General features: G+C 55.4%; 1 rRNA gene. It reads left to right on the forward strand.

Annotated elements, in window-relative coordinates:
- Positions 1 to 1,539 (forward strand): 23S ribosomal RNA (locus IHO40_RS05670); the annotation flags it as partial.

Genomic DNA, 1,539 nt, shown 5'->3' on the forward strand with positions numbered 1-1,539 from the left:
GTGCCTGGCTTTAGTTTACCGGAACGGTCTGGAATGGCCGGCGAGATGGGTGACAGCCCCGTACGGGACGGACGATTGCCAGGACTCGAGTAGGGCGGGACACGTGAAATCCTGTCTGAACATGGGGGGACCACCCTCCAAGCCTAAGTACTCCTCAGCGACCGATAGCGAACAAGTACCGTGAGGGAAAGGTGAAAAGCACCCCGACGAGGGGAGTGAAACAGTTCCTGAAACCGGATGCTTACAAACAGTGGGAGCTCAAGGTTCGTCCTGAGTGACCGCGTACCTTTTGTATAATGGGTCAGCGACTTAAAGTAACGAGCAAGCTTAAGCCGGTAGGTGTAGGCACAGCGAAAGCGAGTCTGAATAGGGCGTTCAGTTCGTTGCTTTAGACCCGAAACCGAGTGATCTAGCCATGTGCAGGATGAAGGTGGGGTAACACCCACTGGAGGTCCGAACCAGTGCCCGTTGAAAAGGTCTTGGATGACGTGTGGCTAGGGGTGAAAGGCCAATCAAACTCGGAAATAGCTGGTTCTCCGCGAAAGCTATTTAGGTAGCGCCTCGAGTGAATACCGTGCGGGGTAGAGCACTGGATGGGCTAGGGCCGCCCACAGCGGTACCAAACCTAACCAAACTCCGAATACGCACGAGTACTGCTCGGGAGACACACGGCGGGTGCTAACGTCCGTCGTGGAGAGGGAAACAACCCTGACCAACAGCTAAGGCCCCCAATTCGTGGCTAAGTGGGAAAGGATGTGGGAATCCCAAAACAACCAGGAGGTTGGCTTAGAAGCAGCCATCCTTTAAAGAAAGCGTAACAGCTCACTGGTCTAAACAAGGGTTCCTGCGCCGAAAATGTAACGGGGCTCAAGCCACGAGCCGAAGCTTTGGGTGTGATCTGCAAGGATCACGCGGTAGCGGAGCGTTCCGTAGGCCTGTGAAGGGATATCCGTGAGGGGTCCTGGAGGTATCGGAAGTGCGAATGCTGACATGAGTAACGACAAAGAGTGTGAAAGACACTCTCGCCGAAAGTCCAAGGGTTCCTGCGTAAAGTTAATCTGCGCAGGGTTAGCCGGCCCCTAAGGCGAGGCCGAAAGGCGTAGTCGATGGGAACAGGGTGAATATTCCCTGGCCAGCGGGTGGTGACGGATGCCGTATATCGTTCGAGCTTATCGGATTGCTCGGGCGGTGAAGGGGTCCCAGGAAATAGCCCCCGCGTGAGACCGTACCCGAAACCGACACAGGTGGACAGGTAGAGTATACCAAGGCGCTTGAGAGAACTATGCTGAAGGAACTCGGCAATTTGCCTCCGTAACTTCGGGATAAGGAGGCCTGTCTTGGACGCAAGTCTGAGACAGGGGCACAGACCAGGGGGTGGCGACTGTTTATCTAAAACACAGGGCTCTGCGAAGTCTGTAAGACGACGTATAGGGCCTGACGCCTGCCCGGTGCCGGAAGGTTAAGAGGAGAGGTGAGAGCTTTGAATCGAAGCCCCGGTAAACGGCGGCCGTAACTATAACGGTCCTAAGGTAGCGAAAT

Origin of the sequence: Wolbachia endosymbiont of Mansonella ozzardi, assembly GCF_020278625.1 — a bacterium.
GTDB lineage: Bacteria > Pseudomonadota > Alphaproteobacteria > Rickettsiales > Anaplasmataceae > Wolbachia.